The organism is Pseudomonas sp. C2B4 (assembly GCF_013359695.1).
GTDB lineage: Bacteria > Pseudomonadota > Gammaproteobacteria > Pseudomonadales > Pseudomonadaceae > Aquipseudomonas.
This window is the reverse complement of the sequence record NZ_JABFMU010000043.1, coordinates 33,629-56,236: the sequence shown is the minus strand read 5'-3', so window position 1 is coordinate 56,236 and position 22,608 is coordinate 33,629. Positions and strand designations below refer to the sequence as shown.

Sequence of the window (22,608 nt, the reverse complement as noted above, 5' to 3'; positions counted from 1 at the left end):
CGAAAGCGGAGTGTCATATGACACATGTATTGCCTGACACTCCGCCTTCGCGAGCAGGCTCGCTCCCACAAGTAATTCTCAGGCTCAGGCCAGCTTCACATTCATCGTAATCCGTGCCGTAAACACCTTCTTCCCCTCAACATCGTGAATGTCCACCGGCACGATCTTGTCGCCTTCCGTGTTCCAGTCCACATCCCCTCCATCCGCCACCGCCGTCACATCACTCTTGGCCTTGGCCAGGTATTCGACCGTCATGCCTTTGGGAATCCAGCGCGCTCCCGCAGGGATAGACACGTCGGTCATCATCCCGGCTGCCAGTTCAGCGGCGTTGCACATCGCAATCGCATGAACGGTGCCCAGGTGGTTGGTGATCTCCCGGGCGAACGGCACCTGCACGGTGGCCGAGCCTTTGCGCAAGTCAGTGACCAGCGGGTTGATGGTGGAGAAATAGGGCGCCACCTGGCAGGCCATTTTGCTGAACGTTTCGGGACCGGCGCTGTTGAACAGGCTGAGGAACTGACTCATGGAGAAGCCTCTCTGGATGATGATTTGGCGGAATATTCTTCCGTTACAGAATATTGTTCTGTTGCGGAACAGTATTCCGTCAGCGGGAAATCTGTCAACCTAGCGCCACTTGTCCATTGGCTGCCGCCAGCCTTTACCCTTGGTTTTTCTGGTCAGAATTCAGTATGGAAACGTCCGATCTGCTCGAACGCTGCTACCCCGGTCGCCGCGCCGAACTCAAGCGCGACATCTTTCGCAAGGCCCTCACACTGTTCAACGAGCAGGGGATCGAGGCCACGACCATCGACATGATCCGCGCCGAATGCGATACCAGTGTCGGCGCGATCTACCATCACTTCGGCAACAAGGAAGGCCTGGTGGCAGCGTTGTTTTTCACCGCGCTGGATGACCAGGCCAGGCTGCGCGACAGCTACATGGCCGACGCCACCACCACCCGGGCCGGCGTGCAGGCACTGGTGCACAGCTATGTGGATTGGGTCGACAGCCAGCCCGAGTGGGCGCGTTTTCAGTATCACGCGCGGTTTGCCGTGACCAAGGGGCCGCATAAGGACGAACTTGCCACCCGCAACAAGGCGCGCAACAAAATGCTGTTGGAGTGGCTGTCGGATCCGGCGCACCGGGATCAATTGGGCGGCTTTCCGGCCGAGTTGATGCCGTCGCTGATCATTGGCCAGGCCGACAGCTACTGCCGCGCCTGGTTGTCGGGCCGGGTCAAGGGCAGTCCGAAGGCGTACCGCGAATTGTTGGCCGAGGCGGCATGGCGCTCGGTCGCCGCGTCCGAGAATCACTGAGGACCCTGTGGGAGCGGGCTTGCCCGCGAAAGCGGTGGGTCAGTCGACATATGAATTGCCTGACAAACCGCCTTCGCGAGCAGGCTCGCTCCCACAACGGGATGTGCTGGTTTTCAAAAGGTTAAAAAAGAGCCTCAAAGCTCTTTGATGGGGAGGAAGTGGAGCCATTGAGGCTCAAGATGCGCATGAAGCAGGCGGTGAGCTTGATAGGGGTTCAATGCACTCACCACCTACGCAACGGCTTGGGCAAGCAAGCGGCTGCGCATCTTCATCGTAGAAAGTTGGGGGTTCGGCCTCAAGTACCGCTAGTCGAATCCCCCCACAAGTGTCAGCTTCTGCGGCCCGGCCAACCGGCCTGATCCAGGGCCTTGAGCAGCGTTTCGGCATCCAGCCCCGGCACCGCATGACCGTTACCTTCGGTCGTTTCGGCCGCGAGCAGGGCGTTGATGATGGCTTCTTCCACGGCTTCGGTGGCCGCCAGGAACAATTCGCTGATGTGATCGTTATTGACCATGCTCAGGTTGCCGGTGGTCGGCGCGCGTTTGCTCTCGTAGGCAGCCGGTGGCACGTGGGCATTGCCCGTGGCGAAGGCGATGAAAATGTCACCGCTGTGGTCTTCGTTGCCGCCGCCGGTGCGGGCCAGGCCGAGGCTGGCACGCTGCGCCAGGCGCGTGCATTGGTGCGGCAGCAACGGCGCATCGGTGGCCAGGCAGACCACGATCGAACCCATGCCCGGATGCGGCAGCGAGGCCTTGAGAAACGGTGAGTCGACCTGCTCCATGTAGCGCCCGACCGGGTAGCCATCGACGCGCAGTTCGTTGCGGATGCCATGGTTGGCCTGGACGATGGCGCCGACGGTCCAGCCCCCCTGTGCAGCGCTCAGGCGCCGCGACGCCGTGCCGATGCCGCCCTTGAATTCGTGGCAGATCATGCCGCTACCGCCGCCGACATTGCCTTCCACCACCGGACCGCCCACCGCCGATTGCACGGCGTGGGCCACGTGTTCGGGCTTTACGTGAAAGCCGTTGATGTCGTTGAGCAAACCGTCGAAGGTTTCCAGCACCACGGGCATGTTCCAGTAGAGCCGGCCGTCGTCCGGTTGTTGCTCACGGTCCACCACGATCAAGGCATCGCGCACCACGCCCAGGCTGTGGGTGTTGGTGAAGGCGATCGGGCTGGTCAACAGACCGGCCTCGCGAATCCACTCCAGTCCCGTGGCGTCGCCATTGCCGTTGAGCACATGGACGCCGGCAAAGCACGGCTGCTGGCTGGTGGAACCGGCACGGGGTTCGATCACGGTAACGCCGGTCAGGATGTCACGACCCTTGGCGGTGCGACCTCGCACATTGCTGTGGCCGACCCGTACGCCGGGCACATCGGTGATGGCATTGAGAGGGCCGGGTTGAAGCTGGCCAAACTGAATGTTCAGGTCGCGGGCACGTGGTTTCATAGGTTGATCCTCTTCAATTCGTGGCAGAAAAAAGTGGTCTGATTCAAGCGGGAAACCTGTGGGAGCGAGCCTGCTCGCGAAAGCGGTGTATCAGGTTAGAAGGTGTCGACTGACACGCCGCTTTCGCGAGCAGGCTCGCTCCCACAGTGGGGTTGTGGTGTCAGGACTACTGTCCGTTTTTGACCTTGCTCCAGATCCGCGTCCGCACCCGTTCAGTGGCCGGCGGCAGAGGCTGCAAGGTGAACAAGGTGGCCAGCGCCTCGGCCGATGGGTAAACCGCAGGATTGGTCCGGGTCGCTTCGGCCACCAGCGCCGTCGCATTGCGGTTGCCGTTGGGGTAGTTGAGGTGATTGCTGACCGGGGCGATGACCTCGGCGCGCATCAGGTAATCAATGAAGGCCAGACCCTGTTGCGGATGCGGTGCATCCTTGAGCAACACCAGCGTGTCGAACCACACTGGCGCGCCTTCCTTGGGCAGGCTGTAGGCGATCTTCACGCCGTTGCCGGCCTGCTCGGCGGTGGCCTTGGCTTCCAGCATCGCCCCGGACCAGCCCACCGCTACGCAAATATTGCCGTTGGACAGGTCGCTGATGAATTTCGACGAGTTGAAGTAGGCGATGTGCGGGCGCAACTTGAGCAGCAGCGCTTCGGCCTTCTTGTAATCCTCGGCGTTGGTGCTGTTGGGCGGCAGGCCCAGGTAGTGCAGGGCGACCGGCAGCATTTCCGCGGGCGAGTCGAGCATCGCCACGCCGCATTCGCCGAGTTTGGCCAGGTTCTCTTCCTTGAACACCAGGTCCCAGGAATCCACCGGCGCCTTGTCGCCGAGCACGGCGCGCACCTTGTCGATGTTGTAGCCGATGCCGTTGGTGCCCCACAGATACGGCACCGCGTACTGGTTGCCCGGATCGTTATGGGCCAGTTTCGCCAGCAGGTCGGTGTCCATGTTCTTGAAGTCCGGCATCTGGGCACGGGGCAGCGGGGCGAGGGCGCCTGCCTTGATCAGGGTCGGCAGGCTGAAGTTGCTGGCCACCACCACGTCGTAGCCGCTGCGGCTGGTCAGCAGTTTGCCTTCCAGCACCTCGGCGCTGTCGAAGGTGTCGTAGACCGGCTGGATACCGGTGTCACGCTTGAAGTCCTGCAGGGTGTTTGGGCCGATGTAGTCGTACCAGTTATACACGTGAACCGTCGGGCTCTCGGTCGCCACCGCCGACAGCGAAACCGCCAGGCAGGCGCCCAGTCCCAGATTGAAATACGCGCGGTGACCACTCATGATGCGGCACTCCTGGCCTGCTGCGGCCGGTGATGTTCAGGAGTTTGCAGCGTATCGACCGGGGTGGCCGTTACCCATTCCCATCATGGGTTACTCGAAAGGGGTAGTGCGTGGACGCGTTGTTGAAAGAGTTGCCGCTGCACCAGGGGCTGGCGCGGCTGTTTGGTGCTGTGGGCGAGGAGGGATTCTGGCGTGCACTGGTCGATACCCTGCGCCTGCTGGTGCCGCTGGACAACGCGCTGGTCGCGGTGATGCGGCCCGGCCGGGTGCCGCGCCTGCTGATCGACTTCGACTCAACCGGCAGCGGCGACGAGCATGAAGAACTGGCCGATTACAGCGCCGGCATGTACCTGCTCGATCCGTTCTACCTGGCCGTGTGCGCCGGCATCGCCGACGGCCTGCACAGCCTCGACTCGGTGGCGCCTGACCAGTTCCAGCAGAGCGAGTACTACCTCAGCTACTTCCGTTCAGTGGTCGGTGGCGACGAGTTGCAGTTCATGGTCAACCTCGAGGGCGCCGTGCTCGGACTGTCCCTGGGCCGCTCGACGCGTTTCACCCTTGAAGAGCAGGGCCGCTTGCTGTGTGTGCGCGACTGGGTGCTGTCGGCGATGCGCCGGCACCTGCAACTGCTGCCACCGGAAGGCCCGGTAGCCGAAGCCGTGGCTGGCGATCTGGCAGCCTTGCTCGACCGTTTCGATGCGCGTCTGTCAGCCCGCGAAATCGAAACGGCGCGGCTGATCCTCCAGGGTTTCTCCAGCAAGGCCATCGCTCAGCAGATGGGCATCTCCCCGGAGACGGTCAAGGTGCATCGGCGCAACCTGTATCACAAGCTCAATGTGAATGGGCATGGGGAGTTGTTTGCGTTGGTGTTGCAGCCGCGCTAGGCCGGATTTTCGGTGGTTCATGCCGGCCTCTTCGCGAGCAGGCTCGCTCCCACAGGTGAAACGCATTCCATTGTGGGAGCGAGCCTGCTCGCGAAGGGGGCGACGCGGTCTTACTGCCTGAACACCAACGCCTTCAACCCACACTCCACATCCGCATCCGGAAACTCCGGCGGATTCTCCAGTCGCTGTTCAAACCGCAGGCTTGGCGCCTCGCGAGTGACGCCTTCGATGAGGAAATCCGCGCCGAACGCCGGATCGTTCATGCAGGCCAGTACCGTGCCTTGGGGAGTGAGCAATTCCGGGAGGCGGCGCAGTACGCGCTGGTAATCCTTGGTCAGCAGGAAACTGCCTTTCTGAAACGACGGCGGGTCGATGATCACCAGGTCATACGGGCCCTTGCCGATCACCTTGCCCCAGGATTTGAACAGGTCGTGACCGAGAAAAGTGACCTTGCCCAGGTCATGCCCGTTGAGCCGGTGATTGTCGCGGCCACGGCTCAGCGCCGGGCTGGACATGTCCAGATTGACCACGTGGGTCGCGCCGCCTTCGATGGCCGCCACCGAGAAGCCGCAGGTGTAGGCGAACAGGTTCAGCACCCGTTTGCCTGCGGCGTTGGCCCGCACCCAGTCGCGTCCGTAGCGCATGTCGAGGAACAGACCAGTGTTCTGCTTGCGGCCCAGGTCCACCCGAAATTTCAGCCCGCCCTCGGTGATGGTCAGTTCATCGATTTCTTCCCCGAGCAGCCACTCGGTAGTGCTTTGCAGCAGGTAGCGATGTTGCAGCAGCAGCGTATGCGCACCCGATTGCGCCCACTGCGCCGACCGGGTGATCGCCATCAGCAACTGCTTCAGGTCTTCCAGTTGCGCAGGCTCTGGCTCCTTGAACAACGCCACCAGCACCACACCCTGCAACCAGTCGACGGTCACTTGCTCAAGCCCCGGCCAGCAGCGACCCCGGCCGTGGAACAGGCGGCGGGTTTCGGCGGGGGCGGACGCGAGGGCGGTCAGCAGGTGCTGGTTGAGGGTGGCGAGGGCGTCTGGGTTCATCGGTCAAGGGTCGGCAGTTTCGGGGGGCGGCATTTAACCATAGTTACGCGGTGGGTGGACCACCCAGAAACCCTGTGGGAGCGAGCCTGCTCGCGAAGGCGGCATGACAGCCAACATCAATGTGACTGATACACCGCTTTCGCGAGCAGGCTCGCTCCCACAGGGGCCACCACAGGTTTTTGGGGTTGGGAGTTATCACAAATAATTTAACTCTGCGTGAGGATTTGGCGATCTTGTCGCTCCCATACTCGGCCCCATCGAACAATAAACCAGGAGCCGGACATGTCGCAGTCAACTGCTTCACCCAAGGCCAGCCACCCCCGCTGGCTGCGGCTCACCCATTGGCTGAACGCCCTGGCGGTGCTGGTGATGGTGACCAGCGGCTGGCGGATCTACAACGCTTCGCCGCTTTACGATTTCAGCTTCCCCACATCGATCACCTTGGGTGGCTGGCTCGGCGGCGCGTTGCAGTGGCATTTCGCGGCGATGTGGCTGCTGGCGTTCAACGGCCTCGTCTACCTGATCATCAACGTTCTCAGCGGTCGCCTGAAACGCCGCTTTTTCCCGGTCTCGCCCAAAGGTGTGCTGCATGACCTGTGGTCAGCGTTGCGGGGAAAACTGGGGCACGCCGACCTGAGTCATTACAACCAGGTTCAGCGGTTTGCGTACCTGTTCGTGATGCTCGACATCACGCTGCTGGTGATCTCCGGGCTGGTGCTGTGGAAGTCGGTGCAGTTCCCGCTGTTGCGTGATTTGCTGGGCGGTTACGACGCAGCGCGGCATGTGCACTTCATCGCGATGGCGCTGCTGGCGGCGTTTGTAGCGGTGCATCTGGTGATGGTCGCGCTGGTTCCCAAAACGCTGCTGGCCATGATCGTCGGTCGCAAGGAGCACGTATGAAAAAGCCCAATCTTGATGAGTCATCGATCCTGACCGACGCTCGAAAAATCCTCGCGCCGCAGATCGAAGACCGTTCACGCCGCTCGTTCCTGCTGCGTGGCCTGACTCTCGGCGGCGTGGCGATGTTGTCCGGCTGCAACCTCACCGACAGTGAAAGTGTCGAGACCGCGCTGTCGTCGATGTCGCGCTTCAACGATCGGGTGCAGGGCTGGCTGTTCAACCCCAACGCCATGGCGCCGACCTATCCGGCGTCGATGATTACCCGGCCGTTTCCATTCAATGCCTTCTACGGCATCGACGAAGCACCAACGGTGGAGGAGGAGAGCTATCGCCTGGAGGTGACCGGCCTGGTCGCCGACAAGCGCAGTTGGCGCCTCGAAGAGTTGCACGCCATGGCGCAGACCGAACAGATCACCCGACACATCTGCGTCGAAGGCTGGAGTGCAATCGGTCGCTGGGGCGGTGTGCGCTTCAGTGATTTCCTCAAGCGCATCGGCGCCGACACCGACGCCAGATACGTCGGCTTCAAATGCGCCGACGACTACTACACCAGCATCGACATGGCCACGGCGCTGCATGCGCAAACCCTGCTGGCGCTGACCTGGGACGGCGCCGTGTTGCCTCGTGAATATGGCTTCCCGATGAAGCTGCGCATGCCCACCAAGCTTGGCTACAAGAACCCCAAACACATTCAGGCGATTTTCGTCAGCAACACCTACAGCGGCGGCTACTGGGAAGACCAGGGCTACAACTGGTTCGGTGGCAGCTGAAGACAGCCTGGGTATTTCGCTCGATCACACACTGCGCTTCAAGGAGTTTCATCATGAAAAAGTTGACCACCGTTGCACTGTCCATGTGCCTGGCCATGGGCGCCGCCAGTGTTTTTGCTGCCGATGCCATGAGCAATGACTCGATGTCCAAGGACGCCATGTCCAAGGACGCGATGCACAAGGATTCGATGAAGAAGGATTCCATGGCCAAGGACACGATGAAGAAAGACAGCATGTCCAAGGATTCGATGAGCAAGGACGGCATGAAAAAAGATGCCATGTCCAAGGATGCGATGAAGAAGGACGCGATGTCGCAATAACCTCAAACCACCACAATCCCCTGTAGGAGCGAGCCTGCTCGCGATGGACCGGAGGGCGCCGCGTTCATCCAGGCAGCCCACGTCATCGTTGACGTCCATCGCGAGCAGGCTCGCTCCTACAAGGGATCGCGTTTCAGGGTATGACCTGAAATCATACCCCCATGATTTTTTATGGTTACAGCCCCGCCAACCCCCAGTGTTAAAAAATCGCAAACCAGCTCATCAACAACAAAAAAGAGCGTTTGCAACCATGATCATTCATTTCTGCCGCGTCTTCGCCAGCGACCTGCTGCGCTCTTCGAACCCTGACATTTGCCACGCGAATCCCACGGCTAACGTGCACTTCTGATCAACCCAAATCCCTGAAGAGTAACGACCCATGAAAGAACTCGACCTGTACATCGGTGAAGGTTTCGAAGGCCCTGGCGTGAACGCCGCGCACATCAACATCCTGATCGGCCCGCGCAACGGTCCGGCAGGGCAGGCCTTCGCCAACAGCCTGGCTTCGCCAAGCCAGGGCCATTGCCCGTTCATGGTGATCGCCCAGCCGAACATCCCGGTCAAACCGATGACCCTGTATGTCAACAAGGCCGCGATCAGCAGCGACCTGCACGGCAACGCCACCTGGGGTGCGTCCCAGGCCGGTATCGCCAAGGCGGTGCTCGAAGCGCTGCTCGACGGCACCCTGCCGCCGGAAGCCGAAGACGAGTGGGCCATCGTCACCGCCAACTGGGTCAACCCGGCCTGCGACGACCTGGACGCGGTGTACCTGAACAACTACAACGCCTGCCGCACCGCGATCCGCGCCGCCCTGACCGGCAAGCCGGAAACTGCGCAGCTCAAAGATGTCGTCAATTACATCAGCAACCCTTTCTACACGCCAAAAGCCTGAGGTCCGCGCCATGCAATACATCCGTTTGGGCAACTCCGGCCTGCAAGTCTCCCGCCTGTGCCTGGGCACCATGAACATGGGCACCCCGGACTGGAAACCGTGGATCTTCGATGAGAAGAAAAGCGAACCGATCGTCAAGCACGCGCTGGACAACGGCGTGAACTTCATCGACCTGGCGGACTTCTATTCCGCTGGCGTCGGCGAGGAAGTGGTGGGGCGCATCGTCAAGCGCCTGGCCCGTCGCGAAGACCTGGTGATCACCACCAAGGTTGGCTACGGGACCCGCCCGGGCATCAACGCCAGCGGCCATTCGCGCAAGCACATCATGGACAGCATCGATGCCTCGCTCAAACGCCTGGACATGGATTACGTCGACGTCTTCATGCTGCATTACTTCGACGTGAACACCCCGGTCGAAGAAACCATGAGCGCCATGAACGACATCGTGCGCTCCGGCAAGGCCCGCTACATCGGCGTCTCGACCATGCTCACCGGGCAACTGGCGAAAATCCTCATGGCCTGCGAGCGCAATGGTTGGGTCAAGCCGATCAACATGCAGTTGCAACTGAACTGCGCCTACCGCGAAGAAGAGCGCGAGATGATCCCGTTCTGCCGCGACCAGGGCCTGGGGGTTTCGGTGTTCAGTCCGCTGGCCCGTGGCCTGCTGACCGGCGACGTGCAGTCGACCCGCAACCAGACCGACTTCTTCACCCAGCAGATGTACAGCGACGAAGCGTCGTTCGAGATCGCCCGTTCGGTGCAGCGCGTGGCCCGTGCCCGTGGCGTGTCCAACGCACAGATCGCCCAGGCCTGGGTGGCCAATCATCCCGGCGTGGATTGCATGCTGGTCGGCGCCGACACCACCGAGCAGTTCGACAGCGCCCTGGCGGCGCTGGAGACCCAGCTCGATGCCGAAGAACTGCATGAGCTGGAACGCAACTACACCCCGTGCGACGTGATCAACGATTACACCGCCGGCAAGCGCATCCTGCGTTCGGCCCGTCCGGGTTCGGAACGCTTCACCCTGACCGAGGCCGTGGCATGAGCGATTTGATCCGCCACGGCAATTTCATCGATGGGCACTGGTTTACTGGCGAAGGGACCAGCGGCGGCTCGACCTACCCGGTGCTGAACCCGGCCACCGGCGAGCTGATCGCCGACGTACAAAAGGCCGGCGCCGAAGAAACCAACCTGGCCATCGCGGCGGCCAATCGCGCCTTACCGGCCTGGCGCAAGCTGACCGCCAAGGAGCGCAGCCAGCGCATCAAGCGCTGGGGCGAATTGATGCTGAGTAACCAGAAGGACCTGGCCACCTTGCTCAGCCGCGAGCAGGGCAAGCCGCTGGCCGAGGCTATGGGCGAAGTGGTGTACGCCGCGAGCTTTCTGGAGTGGTTCGCCGAGGAGGCCAAGCGTGCCTACGGCGATGTGATTCCGAGCCACAAGGCCGACGCGCGGATCATCGTGGTCAAGGAAGCCATTGGCGTGGTCGCGGCGATCACGCCGTGGAACTTCCCGCTGGCCATGGTCACCCGCAAGGTTGGCCCGGCGCTGGCGGCCGGTTGCACGATGATTCTCAAGCCTTCGGAAGAAACCCCGCTGTCGGCGTTCGCCCTGGCAGTGCTGGCCGAGCAGGCCGGGATTCCGGCCGGTGTGTTCAACGTGGTGTCCGGTGACGCGGTGGCCATCGGCGGCGCGCTGCAAGCCTCCGGCATCGTGCGCAAGCTGTCGTTCACTGGCTCCACCCGTACCGGCAAATTGCTGATGCGTCAGGCGGCCGACACCTTGAAAAAGGTCTCGCTGGAACTGGGTGGCAACGCACCGTTCATTGTCTTCGACGACGCCGATATCGACGCCGCCGTGAAAGGGGCGATGGCCTCGAAATTCCGCAACACCGGGCAAACCTGCGTCTGCGTGAACCGCTTCTTCATCCAGGACGGCGTGTACGAAGCCTTCACCGGCAAGCTTGCCGAAGCCGTGGCCGCGATGCGCGTCGGCAATGCCCTGGAAGGCGACACCGAGCAAGGTCCGCTGATCAACACGGCGGCGTTGGCCAAAGTGGAATTGCATGTCAGCGATGCCGTGGAGAAGGGCGCCAAGGTGCTGTGCGGTGGCCGTCGTCATGCCTTGGGCGGCACGTTTTATGAGCCGACCATCCTCGCCGAAGCCAGCAGCGACATGCTGATCGCCCAGGACGAAACCTTCGGCCCGGTGGCCGCGTGCTTTCGCTTCAAGGACGAGGCTGAAGTGCTGCGGCGGGCCAACGACACGCCATACGGTCTGTCGGCGTACTTCTACAGCCGTGACATCGGCCGCGTGTGGCGCATGGCCGAAGGCCTGGAAGCGGGCATGGTCGGGATCAACGAAGGGATCATTTCCACGGAAGTGGCGCCGTTCGGCGGCATCAAGGAATCGGGTCTGGGTCGCGAGGGTTCGAAGTACGGTCTGGATGACTATCTGGAAATCAAATACCTGTTGATGGGTGGTTTGTAAAAGCACCACCCAACCCCTGTGGGAACGGACCTATGTGGCGAGGGGATTTATCCCCGTTGGGCTGCGAAGCGGCCCTTTGCATTCTTTCAGCCATAGCGGTTTGTCAGGATCTGCGGCTGCTTCGCAGCCGAACGGGGATAAATCCCCTCGCCACACAAGCCCACTCACAGCAAAAACGATCGGTTTCATTTCTCCGTCAATAACAACAATTGGAGACTTACATGTCCGTACAACCGGTAAAAATCGACGACCTGCCCATCGGGCGCTTTCACATCAAGATCGCCGGCCTGACCTTCGGTGCGCATTTCACCGACGGCTACATCCTCGGCCTGATTGGCATCGCCTTCACGCTGCTCAGTCCGCAGATGCAACTGGATGCCTTCTGGCAGGGCTTGATCGGGGCTTCGGCTCTGATTGGTCTGTTCCTCGGTAGCCTGTTTTTCGGCTGGATTTCCGACAAGGTCGGCCGGCAGAAAATCTTCCTGGTCAGCTTTGTGCTGATCACCATTGCTTCGGTGATGCAGTTCTACGTGGAAACGGCGATGAGCCTGTTCCTCTGCCGGGTGCTGATCGGCATCGGCCTGGGCGGTGACTTCAGCGTCGGCCACGCCATGCTCGCCGAGTTCGCACCGAAGAAACACCGTGGCGTGTTGCTCGGTTCGTTCAGCGTGATCTGGACCTTCGGTTACGTTGCCGCCACCTTCGTCGGCACCGCGATGCTCAGCCTTGGTGACGATGCCTGGCGCTGGATGCTGGCCTCGTCGGCGATCCCGGCGGCGCTGATCCTGATCGCCCGTATCGGCACCCCGGAATCGCCACGCTGGCTCGTCAATCAGGGGCGCATTGCCGAAGCGCGGGCAATCGTCAAGAAACACCTGGGCGACAACGTCGGACTCGACGAAACCCGTTCCAGCGAAACCCGCTCCGGCTACGCGGTACTGTTCAGCCGCGAATACCGCAAACGCACCGCGTTCAACTGCCTGTTCTTCGTCTGCATCGTCATGCCGTACTTCGCCATCTACACCTTCCTGCCGTCGATCCTGCAGAAGATGGGCCTGGCCGAAGGCTTCGGCACCGAACTGATGCTGAACATGCTACTGATCCTCGGCGCGCTGATTGGCATCTGGTGCACCATCAAGTTCACCCGTCGTGGGTTCCTGATCAACTCGTTCATCATCCTTGCCATCGCCTTGTTCCTGCTGGCGGTACTGCCGGGCAGCGCGGCGTTCCTGATGGTGCTGGTGTTCGGGCTGTTCACCCTGGTGCTGTCGGCGGTGAGTAACCTGGTGGGCGTGTTCCCGGCCGAAAGCTTCCCGACCGAAGTGCGCGCCAGCGGCATTGGCTTGGCCACCGCCGTCAGCCGTCTGGGATCGGCGGTCAGCACCTTCCTGCTGCCGGTGAGCGTGGCCGGGATCGGCCTGAGCCCGACCATGGGCATCCTGGCGGCGATCCTGGCGATTGGCGCGCTGCTGTCCTGGGCCTGGGCGCCGGAGACCAAGTCGCTGACCTTGAGTCAGGCGTGCAAGGCGCAGAGTCCGGTGGAAGCGGGTGTGGGTGTGGCGGTCAAAGCCGCAACGCCGATCTAAGGAGTGTTCACTGAACCCTTGTGGGAGCGAGCCTGCTCGCGAAGGCAGTGTGTCAGGCACTTATATGTCGCTGACACTCCGCATTCGCGAGCAGGCTCGCTCCCACAGGGGAACTCCTACGCAGTGGGAACACTGGTGTGTCAGGGATTGCTCACCAGCTCCAGCCATTCGGTAAACAACTTCACCTTCGACAAGCCCCACTTGTCATTCGCCACATCCAGCCAATAACCGTAAGGCCCGATCACCTCCACCGGGGTGATCGGCAACAGGCTGCCATTGGCCAGTTCCTTTTCGATCATCTGCCGGTCGATCACCGCCAGGCCACCACCGGCCAGGGCGGTGTGGATCACCTGGTCCAGGGTGCTGAATTCCAGGCCTTGCCCGGCGTCGACATCGTCGCGGCCCATCGCCGCCAGCCAGTTTTCCCAGACCTTCAAGCGCTTGCCGTTGTGCAGGATGTGCAGCAAGGGTAATTGCTGCAGGTCGGGCGCCTGGCCGTCGGTAAACAACTCCGGACTGGCGACGGCGATGTGCCGCTCCATCACCAGCAACTGACTGTGGCAATGGCTGTCCGCTTCGAGGCCGAAGCGGATATGGCAGTCGATCTCGGCGAGGTTGTCGTGGCTGGCCTGGTGGGTCACGCTCAGGCTGATGTCCGGATAGCGCTGGCAGAACGCGCGCAGGTGCGCCGACAGCCAGCGCGTGGCCCAGGTCGGCGGCGCGACAATCCGCAGGCGCTGGCGCAGGTTGGGCACGCGCACGGCTTGCAGGGCGCGTTCGATGTGGTCGAAGGCATCGCTCAGGTGCGGGGAGAGGGCGGTGCCGGCTTCGGTCAGCGACAGGCCTTGCGGCGTGCGAATGAACAGCGCCACGCCGAGGTAGTCCTCGAGCTGCTTGATCTGCCGGCTCACCGCGCCCTGGGTGACGTTCAGGCCCAGGGCGGCCTGGCTGAAACTGCGATGCCGCGCGACTTCCTCGAAGATGCGCAGCATGTTGAGCGAGGGCAGTTGACGCATGGGAGGGGGCTCATTGCTTGATGTTGTTTTGTAGCGTCTATCTGACTATTGGCAATGAGCTGATGCAAGTGTTGTTTGGGCTGGCCCATTCGCGAGCAGGCTCGCTCCCACAGGGGATTTGTGAACACCACAGATCCAATGTGGGAGCGAGCCTGCTCGCGAAGGCGTCCTCAGGAACGCCGAAAATGCTGGATCAGAAGTAGTACCCGACGTTCACATACACCTGATTCTCCCAATGATCCGTCCCGCCAGCCCCCAGGCTCTGGGTATAGCTGCTGCCGCCAATGTACGGATCGTTCTTGCCGAACATCCATTCCGTCGCAACCCACAATTTGCTCAGCGCAAACGAGCTGCCCAGAATCACCCGCTCGGACGTCTCGAACCCGCTGGCGGATTTGTCGAACGCGCTGTAGTTGGCGTAGACCTTGACCCCGCTGACCTGATCGAACAGGTATTTGCCGGCCACGTCATAGCTGAGGTCAGCCACATAGAGATTGCCGCGACTGGCGACGTTGTAGGTGCCGTCGTAACCGCCCAGGGTCACCAGTTCGTCGGTGCCGGGGTTGCGTGGCGACATCTGCTGCCGCGCCGCCTGCAACTGCACGCCCCATGGGCCGTTCTTGCCCAGGTAGTGCACGGCCACGGCATTGCGTCGGCCGTTGTCGTTTGTGTCCTTGTTCTCAAGGGACGAGGTCAGGCCCGACACGCCGACTTCGGACTTCCACGGCCCCAGGTCCAGTGCCCTGGCGACCCGCAGCACCACGGTGTTGCGCTCCTGGTTGTCGCTGCCGTCGGAAACATAGCTGTCCGCCTCGGACACCACGCTGGAGAAGGTCACGCCGTTGCTGGTGCCTTTGCCTTGCCACGCCGGGCGCAGGTAATAACCGCCCTGGATGTTCCAGTCGCCACTCTGCTGAATGTACTTGGCGCCGACCTCCTGCAGATCTTCCAGGCCAATGACGTTGCCCAGGGTCTCGAAGAAGGTGCTGCCGAAGTACGGCTGCAAGCCGAACGGCACGGTGTTCAGGCCCACCTGCACCTGCTGGTCGGGATTGAACTTGTAGCCGGCCCAGACGAGCTTGGCGAACTGGATGTCGCCGTAGTTTTTGGTGTAGCGGTAGGGGTAGGAGCGCCCGTAGAAACGGTACTGGGCCTCGCCGATCCAGCTGTCGGAGTTGTACTTGGCGCTGAGGTAAACGGTGTCCAGCCCGAACGTCTGGATGTCGCGGTCCGGGTCGTAATCCCAGCGGGCGCGGATGGCACCGCCCAGGTCGAGGTTGTCGGTGACTTGCACGGCCATGGCAGGGGCTGCAAAGGTGCAGAGTAGAGCGATATAGACAGGACTGAGGCGCAGGGAAACAGGGAAGGGCATGTGGCAGCTCTCGGTTATTTTTATGTGAGATGGCGGCCAGTCTTGCGATCTGCGGTGCGATGAACAAACGATTAAAAATCGAGAGAAACCTTCCTCAGATGCATGTTAGTGAAAAAATCCTGTAGGACAATGTGCCGCTGCCGTGGGATCCTTGGCGCCCTGTCACCGATCCCCGAGAGCCTTTCATGAAACGCAAAATGCCCGGCCTCAACGCGCTGAAAGCCTTTGAAGTGGCCGGCAGCACGGGCAGCTTCACCCGTGCCGCGGAGTTGTTGAACGTGACCCAGAGCGCGGTCAGCCGCCAGGTGCGTCAGCTGGAGGAACAGCTGGACGAGAGTCTGCTGGAACGCCGTCACCATCATCTGGAACTGACCAGCGCCGGCCGGGTGCTGCTGCGGGCGTTGCATCAGTCTTTCGACAAGATCGAGCTGACGGTGCGCAGCATCCAGCAGAAATCCCACGCCAATCGCCTGCACATCAACGCGCCGCCGACCTTCACCAACCGCTGGCTGATGCCGCGCCTGGGGCGCTTGCGCGAGCAGCATCCGGAACTGGAACTGAGCATCACCACCCGCCTGCAGGACAGCCTGGCGGAAACCAGTACGCTGGACTGCGCGATTCGTTTCGGCAACGGCGAATGGGATGGCCTGGACAGTTCGCTGCTGTTTCAGGAGCGGCACATCGCCGTGTGCGCCCCCACCTTGTATGCGCGGGAATGGACCGAACAGGGCATCGACCTCAACCGCCTGACGCTGTTGCATGTGCTGGCCCGGGAAGATCAGCGCTACCTGACCTGGAAACACTGGCTGGACGCGGCACGCATCAGCGGTGTCGATACTCAGGGTGGTTATGAATTCGATTTGCTCGACCTGGCGATCCGCGCAGCCGTCGACGGGTTGGGCATCACCATCGCCGACTGGCACATGGTCGCCCCGGAGCTGGCCAGCGGGCAGTTGACTCAGGTGCTCAACGTGCATGTCGAAGGCCATCAGTCGTACTGGCTGGTGACCCGACCCGAACAGTCGCTGCCGCAATTGCAGGTGTTCGGGCAGTGGTTGCAGGAGGAAATGTGGCTGGCGCAGCGGCAGCTGGAGCCCTCGACCGCAGTCATCTAAACACCACTAAACCCCTGTGGGAGCGAGCCTGCTCGCGAAGGCATTCTGTCAGGCAATACATAGGTCGACTGACACACTGCTTTCGCGAGCAGGCTCGCTCCCACAAGGAATCCCATCGTTTAAGGGATAACATGCGTTTTTCGAATGTTACCTCGCTCAATAAATCGTTTGTCCTACAAGCTCAGGATGCCAAGACTGCTCGCACTGGATAAAAACAACGATGGGCGATGCACATGCGACTCGAGCGAAACTTTGTTAACGGGCAATTCATTGAGCCGGCCAGCGCTGCGCTGATCGCGGTCTACGACCCGGCGACCGAAGAGCGGGTCGGCCAGGTGTCTGCCGCCACCGCCGATGAAGCCACCTTTGCCGTGGAAGCCGCTGCCGCTGCGCAGAAAACCTGGGGCAAACTCACCAGCATCGAACGCGCCGAACACCTGCGCGCTTTCGCCGATGCCCTGGATACCCGCGCCGAGAGCATCGGTGAAGCCCTGGCTGCCGAGTCCGGCAAGAGCCTGGCCGACGCCAGCAACGAAGCCCGCTACGCCGCGCAGATCACCCGCTACCATGCCGAATGGGCGCGCCGAATCGAAGGCGAAATCATTCCCAGCGACACGCCGGACGAAAACCTGTTTCTGCACCGCGAACCGATTGGCGTGGTCGCCTGCCTGATCCCGTTCAACTACCCGGTCTACACCCTGCTGCGCAAAATCGCCCCGGCGCTGATTGCCGGCAACACTGTGGTCGTGCGCCCGAGCAACAACACGCCGATCTCGGCCTTCGAAATCGCCAGGGCGGTGCAGCAATCCGGCATGCCGGCGGGCGTGATCAACATCCTGACCATGGACCACGCCACCGCCGCCGCAGTCTGCACCCATAACGCCGTGGGTCTGATCACCCTGACCGGCAGCGTCAATGCCGGGCGCATCGTCCTCGATTACTGCAAGGCCAACATCGCCAAGCCGTCCCTGGAACTGGGGGGCAAGACTCCGGCGATCATCGAGGCCGATGCTGACCTTGAAGCCGCCGCCACTGCCATCGTCGCCTCCAAGACCACTCACTGCGGCCAGTTGTGCACGGCGGTGGAACGGGTGTATGTGCAGGAAAGCGTCTACGACAAATTCCTCGGTCTGCTGAAAGAAAAAATCAGCGCCGTGGAGTTCGGTGATCGCGCCGTGGACCCGGCTTTCATGGGGCCACTGGTCAACGCCAGTTCGCAGCGGAACATCCATGCCATGGTCGAGCGCGCCATCGCCGACGGTGCGGTGCTGGAAACCGGCGGTTTCATTCCGCAAGGCAAAGGCCATTTCTACCCGCCGACCCTGCTCAGCGGTTGCCGCCAGGACATGGAAATCATCCAGGAAGAAATTTTCGGCCCGGTGCTTCCAGTACTCAAATACCGCGACATCGACGAAGCCCTGGCCATGGCCAACGATCACCAGTTCGGTCTGTCCTCGGTGCTCTATACCGAGAACTACCGCACCACGATGAAAGTCGCCAGCACCATCGAGGCCGGCGAACTGTACGTCAATCGCACCCCGGCCGACCCGTACCAGGGCTTCCACGCCGGCTGGAAACGCTCGGGCCTGGGCGGCGATGACGGCAAGCACGGCATGCTCGAATTTACCCAGACCCGTTTGGTGGTCATGAAGTATTGATCCACCCGCAATACGCCTCACGCTTCACACATAAAAACAATTATCCGAGCGCCCGGACCACCGGGCGCCAGAGGTCTACTCAATGTCCAAGCAAGCATCCACTGCTGCCACTGTTCAGGGTTCCAGCACGGTTTCGAAAAGTCACAGCGACAAGGGAAGTCGTTATTTCCAACTGATGCTGCTGGTGCTGGCCGCCGGTGCGATCTACCCGATCCTGTATCTGCGCCAGGTCTACCAGACCACCATGCTCGAAGTGTTCCAGATCAACCACAGTGAACTGGGTTATCTGTACTCGATGCTCGGTACGATTTTCCTCCTGAGTTATCTGCCCAGCGGCTGGCTGGCCGACCGTATCGCCCCGCGTTTCCTGATTTTCTTTTCACTGGTCGCCACCGGTGTCCTGGGCCTGTGGTACTCCACCGCGCCCTCGATGACCGGCCTGATGATCATCTTCGGTTGCTGGGGCCTGACCACCGGTTTGACCTTCTGGGCCTCGGTGCTCAAGCGCGTGAAGATGATTGCCCATCACTCCGAGCAGGGCCGTTTCTTCGGCATCCTCGACGGCGGTCGTGGCCTGGTGGAAGCCTTGCTGGCGACGGTTGCCCTGGGCTTGTTCGCCTACGCCACCGAAACCCGTGGCGAGTCCACGGCCGAAGGTTTCAAGCACGTGGTCTACCTGTATGCCTTCACCTGTATCGCCATCGGCTGTGTGCTGGTGCTGATCAAGGACCCGAAGTCGATGGAAGACACGGCGCCAGTGGAGAAGGGCAAGTTCAACCTGCTCAGCGACCTGACGACGCTGGTGAAAATCCCCGAACTGTGGCTGGTCACCGCCATTGTGTTCTGCGGCTATCACATCTTCTGGGCCACCTACAGCTTCTCCGATTACTTGCAGGGCGGCGGCATGACCGCGGTCATGGCCGGCACCATCACCACCATCAAATTGTGGATGCGCCCCATCGGCGGCATCGGCGGTGGCTGGCTGGGCGACAAGTTCTCCAACATTTCGGTGCTGATCGTTGCGTTGTTCCTCGCGACGCTGGCGATGGTCGGCCTGATCGTGTTCCCGGCACTGGGCAGCATGGGCCTGCTGATCGCCACGGTGATTTTCATTGGCCTGATGACCTACGCCATTCGCGGCCTGTACTGGGCGATCCTCGACGCCTGCAACATTCCGCTGCGCATCACCGGCCTGGCCATTGGCATTGTCTCGGTGGTCGGCTACCTGCCGGACGCCTTCATTCCGTTGATCAACGGCTACCTCACCGAGCATTTCCCCGGTGCCTTTGGTTACAAGCTGTATTTCGGCTACATCGCTTTCGTCGGCCTGCTCGGGACCTTCGCGGCCCTGACCCTGCGCGCACGTATCAATCGTAAAAATATGAATAAAACAGGTGCCTGAGATGAAAATCGTCGCCCTTGAAACCCATATCGTTGCCGTACCACCGCCGCACATCGGCGGCATGTACTGGCTGTTCGTCAAGATCAAGACCGATTGCGGCATCGAAGGCGTGGGCGAAATCTACGCCGCGACCTTCGGCCCCAAGGCCATGCTGCCGATCATCGAAGACGTGTTCGAACGCTACCTGCTGAACCAGGACCCGCACCACATCGAGCGCTTCTTCCGCCAGGCTTATTCCAGCGGTTTCACCCAGCGTCCGGACCTGACCATGATGGGCGTGGTCAGCGGCCTGGAAATGGCCTGCTGGGACATCATCGGCAAGGCGGCGAACAAGCCGGTGTACGAGTTGCTGGGCGGCAAGGTCAACGAGCGCCTGCGTTCCTACACCTATCTGTACCCGGTCAACAGCAAGGGCGAGTACGACTACGACGACCCGGACCTGGCCGCCGAGTGCGCCATCGAGAACATGAACAAAGGCTTCACCGCCGTGAAGTTCGACCCGGCAGGACCGTACACCGCGTACTCCGGGCACCAGATTTCCCTGGAAGTGCTGGAGCGCTGCGAAACCTTCTGCCGCAAGATCCGCGAAGCGGTGGGCGACAAGTGCGACCTGCTGTTCGGCACTCACGGGCAAATGGTCCCGTCCTCGGCGATCCGCCTGGCCAAGCGCCTGGAGAAGTACGACCCGCTGTGGTTCGAAGAACCGGTACCACCGGGCCAGGAAGACGCCATGGCGCAAGTCGCGGCCAAGACCAGCATCCCGATTGCCACCGGCGAGCGCCTGACCACCAAGTACGAATTCTTCAAGCTGCTGCAGGCCGGCGGCGCGTCGATCCTGCAAATGAACGTCGCCCGCTGCGGCGGCCTGCTGGAAGCCAAGAAGATTGCCAGCATGGCCGAGGCTTACTACGCGCAGATCGCCCCGCATCTCTACAACGGACCGATTGGCGCCGCTGCGAGCTTCCAGCTGGCCACCTGCACGCCGAACTTCCTGATCCAGGAAAGCATCATGACCTGGGGCGGTTTCCATGCCGAAGTCCTCACCAAGCCGTTGCAGTGGGAGGACGGCTACATCATCCCGTCCACCGAGCCGGGCCTGGGCGTCGAGCTGAACATGGACGTGGTGCGCAGGCATTCGCCGTACACCGGTGAGCGCCTGCACCTGCAGATGGCGCCGACCCCGGCGGACGTCAAAGACACATCGCCGGCCAAGGGCTGACGGGACATGGCGCCGATCCCTGTGGGATTGAGCTTTTGTGGCGAGGGGATTTATCCCCGTTGGGCTGCGAAGCGGCCCTCTGCATTCTTCCAGCCACACCGAGTTGTCAGGAATTACGACTGCTTCGCAGCCGGACGGGGATAAATCCCCTCGCCACAAAGGTTCGCGCCCACAGGTTTTTTGTCTTCACCGGGCGATTTTTTTGTACAACGACTTACGCGGTAACCGTGCATGACATACGACTACATCATCGCTGGCGCTGGCGCCGCAGGCTGTGTTCTGGCCAATCGCCTTTCGGCCTCCGGAAAACACACGGTACTGCTGCTGGAAGCGGGCGGAAAGGACAGCTCCCTGTGGTTCAAGATCCCGGTCGGCTTCGCCAAAATGTATTACAACCCGACCTTCAACTGGATGTATTACAGCCAGCCACAAAAGCAGCTGGGCAACCGTGAAATCTATGCCCCGCGCGGCAAGGTGCAGGGTGGCTCGGGTTCGATCAACGCGATGATCTACGTGCGCGGCCAGGCCCACGATTTCGACGACTGGGCAGCCAACGGCAACGACGGCTGGGGTTTCTCGGATGTGCTGCCGTATTTCCGCAAACTGGAAAACCACCCGCTGGGCGACAGCGAGTACCACGGTGGCAGCGGCCCGATCAGCATCACCCCGATGAAGGGCCAGACTCACCCGATCTGCGACGTGTTCCTCAAGGGCTGCGATGAGCTGGGCTATCCGCTGAGCGAGGATTTCAACGGGGCGAAGTTCGAAGGCGCGGGGATCTACGACGTCAACACCCGCGACGGCCAGCGCTGCTCCAGCAGCTTTGCCCACCTGCATCCGGCGCTGGGCCGGCCGAACCTGACTGTCGAGCATCACGCCCTGGTGGATCGCGTGCTGTTCGATAACGGTCGGGCGACCGGTATTTCCGTGACCCAGCACGGTGTGGTGCGCACCTTTACCGCGAACAAGGAAGTGATCCTCTGCGCCGGTGCCGTGGACACGCCGAAGATTCTGCAACTGTCCGGCGTCGCCGATCAGGCGCTGCTGAACAAGCACAACATCCCGCTGGTCAAGCACCTGCCGGCGGTGGGGCAGAACCTGCAGGACCACCTGTGCGCCAGTTACTACTACAAGGCCAACATCCCGACGCTCAACGATCAGCTCAGTTCGCTGTTCGGCCAGTTCAAGCTCGGCCTGAAATACCTGTTCACCCGTAAAGGTGCGCTGGCCATGAGCGTCAATCAGGCGGGCGGTTTCTTCCGTGGCGACGAGCAGCAGGCCAACCCGAACCTGCAGCTGTACTTCAACCCGCTGTCGTATCAGATCCCGAAAAACAACAAGGCCAGCCTCAAGCCCGAGCCGTACTCAGGCTTCCTGCTGTGCTTCAACCCGTGCCGGCCCACCAGTCGCGGGCACATCGAGATCGCCTCGAAAAACCCCCGGGACGCGGCGCTGATCGATCCCAACTACCTGAGCACCCAGAAGGACATCGACGAGGTGATCCAGGGCAGCCGGCTGATGCGCAAAATCATGAATGCGCCGGCGCTCAAGGGCATCACGGTCGAAGAAGTGCTGCCAGGGCCTGTGGTCGAAACCGACGAGCAGATGTTGCAGTATTTCCGGGAAAACAGCGGGTCGATCTATCACCTGTGCGGCTCCTGCGCCATGGGCGCGGACCAGCAGAAGTCGGTGGTGGACAAGCGCCTCAAGGTTCATGGCCTGGACGGCTTGCGCATCGTCGACGCGTCGATTTTCCCCAACGTGACCTCCGGCAATACCCATGCCGCGGTGCTGATGGTGGCGGAGAAGGGGGCCGACCTGATTTTGCAGGACGCCTGATTTCGTCGCCTCTTTGTATCAAAAATGAATTTCCGTCGGCGCCGCTGCTCATACCTGTAGGTA

General features: G+C 61.5%; 20 protein-coding genes. 14 read left to right on the top strand and 6 right to left on the bottom strand.

Translation table 11 applies throughout. The features are described 5' to 3' along the window. Positions 1–84: 84 nt before the first annotated feature. On the bottom strand, positions 85–525 hold the full coding sequence (locus HNQ83_RS22845; RefSeq protein ID WP_175391033.1) for a hotdog fold domain-containing protein: 441 nt from the start codon (positions 523–525) through the stop codon (positions 85–87). Positions 526–689: 164 nt separating this feature from the next. On the opposite strand from HNQ83_RS22845, the gene HNQ83_RS22840 reads away from it, so the two are divergent. After that, positions 690–1,316: a TetR/AcrR family transcriptional regulator gene (locus HNQ83_RS22840; RefSeq protein WP_175391032.1), complete on the top strand. Its 627-nt coding sequence runs from the start codon at positions 690–692 to the stop codon at positions 1,314–1,316. A 328-nt stretch (positions 1,317–1,644) separates the two neighbouring features. Here the strand turns inward: HNQ83_RS22840 and HNQ83_RS22835 are convergent, their stop codons facing one another. Both HNQ83_RS22835 and HNQ83_RS22830 read right to left on the bottom strand, forming a co-directional pair. After that, positions 1,645–2,766, bottom strand: a complete 1,122-nt coding sequence (locus tag HNQ83_RS22835) for a P1 family peptidase (RefSeq protein WP_175391031.1) — start codon at positions 2,764–2,766, stop codon at positions 1,645–1,647. Between the two features lie 166 nt (positions 2,767–2,932). Then, positions 2,933–4,036 (bottom strand): extracellular solute-binding protein, encoded by a 1,104-nt coding sequence (locus tag HNQ83_RS22830; RefSeq protein WP_175391030.1) that lies wholly within the window; start codon positions 4,034–4,036, stop codon positions 2,933–2,935. A 110-nt stretch (positions 4,037–4,146) separates the two neighbouring features. Between HNQ83_RS22830 and HNQ83_RS22825 the strand changes: the two genes are divergently transcribed. Then, entirely contained in the window at positions 4,147–4,920 is a 774-nt protein-coding gene (locus HNQ83_RS22825; RefSeq protein ID WP_175391029.1) for a LuxR C-terminal-related transcriptional regulator, read from the top strand. A 110-nt stretch (positions 4,921–5,030) separates the two neighbouring features. On the opposite strand, the gene HNQ83_RS22820 is transcribed toward HNQ83_RS22825, so the two are convergent. Further along, a complete protein-coding gene (locus HNQ83_RS22820) occupies positions 5,031–5,966 on the bottom strand; it encodes a class I SAM-dependent methyltransferase (RefSeq protein ID WP_175391028.1) in 936 nt (311 codons plus the stop codon). A gap of 282 nt (positions 5,967–6,248) precedes the next feature. On the opposite strand from HNQ83_RS22820, the gene HNQ83_RS22815 reads away from it, so the two are divergent. From HNQ83_RS22815 to HNQ83_RS22785, 7 genes are all read left to right on the top strand, one after another. Then, entirely contained in the window at positions 6,249–6,866 is a 618-nt protein-coding gene (locus HNQ83_RS22815; protein WP_175391027.1) for a cytochrome b/b6 domain-containing protein, read from the top strand. Next, positions 6,863–7,636, top strand: coding sequence for a molybdopterin-dependent oxidoreductase (locus HNQ83_RS22810; RefSeq protein WP_175391026.1), 774 nt, complete (start codon positions 6,863–6,865; stop codon positions 7,634–7,636). The genes HNQ83_RS22815 and HNQ83_RS22810 overlap by 4 nt, the downstream gene beginning before the upstream one ends. Before the next feature lie 53 nt (positions 7,637–7,689). Beyond that, positions 7,690–7,956 carry a pentapeptide MXKDX repeat protein gene (locus HNQ83_RS22805; RefSeq protein WP_175391025.1) on the top strand — a complete coding sequence of 89 codons (267 nt, stop codon included), beginning with the start codon at positions 7,690–7,692 and terminating at the stop codon, positions 7,954–7,956. A gap of 379 nt (positions 7,957–8,335) precedes the next feature. Then, positions 8,336–8,848 (top strand): formaldehyde-activating enzyme, encoded by a 513-nt coding sequence (gene fae, locus HNQ83_RS22800; protein WP_175391024.1) that lies wholly within the window; start codon positions 8,336–8,338, stop codon positions 8,846–8,848. A gap of 10 nt (positions 8,849–8,858) precedes the next feature. Further along, positions 8,859–9,893 carry an aldo/keto reductase gene (locus HNQ83_RS22795; RefSeq protein WP_175391023.1) on the top strand — a complete coding sequence of 345 codons (1,035 nt, stop codon included), beginning with the start codon at positions 8,859–8,861 and terminating at the stop codon, positions 9,891–9,893. After that, positions 9,890–11,338: an NAD-dependent succinate-semialdehyde dehydrogenase gene (locus HNQ83_RS22790; RefSeq protein ID WP_175391022.1), complete on the top strand. Its 1,449-nt coding sequence runs from the start codon at positions 9,890–9,892 to the stop codon at positions 11,336–11,338. Before HNQ83_RS22795 ends, HNQ83_RS22790 begins: the two co-directional genes overlap by 4 nt. A gap of 221 nt (positions 11,339–11,559) precedes the next feature. Next, positions 11,560–12,924: an MFS transporter gene (locus tag HNQ83_RS22785; protein WP_175391021.1), complete on the top strand. Its 1,365-nt coding sequence runs from the start codon at positions 11,560–11,562 to the stop codon at positions 12,922–12,924. A 140-nt stretch (positions 12,925–13,064) separates the two neighbouring features. On the opposite strand, the gene HNQ83_RS22780 is transcribed toward HNQ83_RS22785, so the two are convergent. Next, entirely contained in the window at positions 13,065–13,940 is an 876-nt protein-coding gene (locus tag HNQ83_RS22780) for a LysR substrate-binding domain-containing protein (RefSeq protein ID WP_175391020.1), read from the bottom strand. 193 nt (positions 13,941–14,133) lie between these two features. Then, on the bottom strand, positions 14,134–15,312 hold the full coding sequence (locus HNQ83_RS22775) for a hypothetical protein (RefSeq protein ID WP_175391019.1): 1,179 nt from the start codon (positions 15,310–15,312) through the stop codon (positions 14,134–14,136). A 185-nt stretch (positions 15,313–15,497) separates the two neighbouring features. Between HNQ83_RS22775 and HNQ83_RS22770 the strand changes: the two genes are divergently transcribed. From HNQ83_RS22770 to HNQ83_RS22750, 5 genes are all read left to right on the top strand, one after another. Further along, entirely contained in the window at positions 15,498–16,427 is a 930-nt protein-coding gene (locus HNQ83_RS22770) for a LysR substrate-binding domain-containing protein (protein ID WP_175391018.1), read from the top strand. A gap of 233 nt (positions 16,428–16,660) precedes the next feature. After that, on the top strand, positions 16,661–18,085 hold the full coding sequence (gene aldA / locus HNQ83_RS22765) for an aldehyde dehydrogenase (protein ID WP_175391035.1): 1,425 nt from the start codon (positions 16,661–16,663) through the stop codon (positions 18,083–18,085). Between the two features lie 82 nt (positions 18,086–18,167). Next, on the top strand, positions 18,168–19,487 hold the full coding sequence (locus HNQ83_RS22760; protein ID WP_175391017.1) for a nitrate/nitrite transporter: 1,320 nt from the start codon (positions 18,168–18,170) through the stop codon (positions 19,485–19,487). A 1-nt stretch (position 19,488) separates the two neighbouring features. Then, the gene (locus tag HNQ83_RS22755; protein ID WP_175391016.1) at positions 19,489–20,706 is read left to right on the top strand and encodes a mandelate racemase/muconate lactonizing enzyme family protein; all 1,218 of its coding nucleotides are present in this window, start codon (positions 19,489–19,491) and stop codon (positions 20,704–20,706) included. 231 nt (positions 20,707–20,937) lie between these two features. Then, positions 20,938–22,545, top strand: coding sequence for a GMC family oxidoreductase (locus HNQ83_RS22750; protein ID WP_175391015.1), 1,608 nt, complete (start codon positions 20,938–20,940; stop codon positions 22,543–22,545). Positions 22,546–22,608 lie beyond the last annotated feature (63 nt).

Bases quoted from the DNA above. Each gene is read 5' to 3' on its own strand.
- HNQ83_RS22845 (WP_175391033.1), bottom strand. From the start codon at position 525: ATGAGTCAGTTCCTCAGCCTGTTCAACAGCGCCGGTCCCGAAACGTTC.
- HNQ83_RS22840 (WP_175391032.1), top strand. From the start codon at position 690: ATGGAAACGTCCGATCTGCTCGAACGCTGCTACCCCGGTCGCCGCGCC.
- HNQ83_RS22835 (WP_175391031.1), bottom strand. From the start codon at position 2,766: ATGAAACCACGTGCCCGCGACCTGAACATTCAGTTTGGCCAGCTTCAA.
- HNQ83_RS22830 (WP_175391030.1), bottom strand. From the start codon at position 4,036: ATGAGTGGTCACCGCGCGTATTTCAATCTGGGACTGGGCGCCTGCCTG.
- HNQ83_RS22820 (WP_175391028.1), bottom strand. From the start codon at position 5,966: ATGAACCCAGACGCCCTCGCCACCCTCAACCAGCACCTGCTGACCGCC.
- HNQ83_RS22815 (WP_175391027.1), top strand. From the start codon at position 6,249: ATGTCGCAGTCAACTGCTTCACCCAAGGCCAGCCACCCCCGCTGGCTG.
- HNQ83_RS22810 (WP_175391026.1), top strand. From the start codon at position 6,863: ATGAAAAAGCCCAATCTTGATGAGTCATCGATCCTGACCGACGCTCGA.
- HNQ83_RS22805 (WP_175391025.1), top strand. From the start codon at position 7,690: ATGAAAAAGTTGACCACCGTTGCACTGTCCATGTGCCTGGCCATGGGC.
- fae (WP_175391024.1), top strand. From the start codon at position 8,336: ATGAAAGAACTCGACCTGTACATCGGTGAAGGTTTCGAAGGCCCTGGC.
- HNQ83_RS22795 (WP_175391023.1), top strand. From the start codon at position 8,859: ATGCAATACATCCGTTTGGGCAACTCCGGCCTGCAAGTCTCCCGCCTG.
- HNQ83_RS22790 (WP_175391022.1), top strand. From the start codon at position 9,890: ATGAGCGATTTGATCCGCCACGGCAATTTCATCGATGGGCACTGGTTT.
- HNQ83_RS22785 (WP_175391021.1), top strand. From the start codon at position 11,560: ATGTCCGTACAACCGGTAAAAATCGACGACCTGCCCATCGGGCGCTTT.
- HNQ83_RS22780 (WP_175391020.1), bottom strand. From the start codon at position 13,940: ATGCGTCAACTGCCCTCGCTCAACATGCTGCGCATCTTCGAGGAAGTC.
- HNQ83_RS22775 (WP_175391019.1), bottom strand. From the start codon at position 15,312: ATGCCCTTCCCTGTTTCCCTGCGCCTCAGTCCTGTCTATATCGCTCTA.
- HNQ83_RS22770 (WP_175391018.1), top strand. From the start codon at position 15,498: ATGAAACGCAAAATGCCCGGCCTCAACGCGCTGAAAGCCTTTGAAGTG.
- aldA (WP_175391035.1), top strand. From the start codon at position 16,661: ATGCGACTCGAGCGAAACTTTGTTAACGGGCAATTCATTGAGCCGGCC.
- HNQ83_RS22760 (WP_175391017.1), top strand. From the start codon at position 18,168: ATGTCCAAGCAAGCATCCACTGCTGCCACTGTTCAGGGTTCCAGCACG.
- HNQ83_RS22755 (WP_175391016.1), top strand. From the start codon at position 19,489: ATGAAAATCGTCGCCCTTGAAACCCATATCGTTGCCGTACCACCGCCG.
- HNQ83_RS22750 (WP_175391015.1), top strand. From the start codon at position 20,938: ATGACATACGACTACATCATCGCTGGCGCTGGCGCCGCAGGCTGTGTT.